Source organism: Pseudomonas sp. P5_B2, from assembly GCF_056400445.1.
Genome location: NZ_JBFULH010001486.1, coordinates 1 through 550, shown reverse-complemented (window position 1 = coordinate 550; position 550 = coordinate 1). Strand labels below are relative to the sequence as shown.

The window sequence follows — 550 nt, the reverse complement described above, 5'->3', positions numbered from 1 at the left end:
GGTACGCACCGAAGATGAAACCCAGGGTGCCGATACCGGCGGCCAACGGGTTCAGGTCGATGTAATCGTCAAAACCGAGCAGCGGTGCGACACGGTTGAGCAGGTCCTGGCCACCGTAGAAAATCAGCAGGATCAGCACCAGATCGGGAATACCGCGGATCACCGTGGAATACAGATCGCCCAGCCAAGCCAGCCAGCGAATCGGCGACAGACGCAGCGCAACGCCGATCAGCCCCAGAACGATGGCCAGGACCATGGACGACAAGGCGAGCTGAAGCGTCAGCCATGCGCCATCGAGGATGACAGCCCCGTAGCCTTTCAACATGATTCAGGTCCTCGAAAGTTGGGATGAAAAAATGGCGCAAACCTCAGAGATCCTGTTGCTTGCGCCATTTCGGACTTGTCGTTGCGACGTATTTACTTGCCGTAAATGTCGAAGTCGAAGTACTTGTCCTGGATTTGCTTGTATTTGCCGTTCTCACGAATGGCGACGATGGCGGCGTTGAGCTTCTCCAGATCAGCCGTGTCACCTTTGCGAACAGCAATACCC

The 550-nt window shown here is 56.0% G+C and carries 2 protein-coding genes; both read right to left on the bottom strand.

All coding sequences use genetic code 11. The annotated features are described in order from the left end of the window. Nucleotides 1-325: ABC transporter permease subunit (locus tag AC1DRJ_RS31975; protein ID WP_477805607.1), on the bottom strand; the 325-nt coding region annotated here is incomplete at its 3' end. 92 nt (nucleotides 326-417) lie between these two features. Continuing rightward, nucleotides 418-550 (bottom strand): transporter substrate-binding domain-containing protein (locus AC1DRJ_RS31970; RefSeq protein WP_477805608.1); only part of this gene is annotated, 133 nt, incomplete at its 5' end.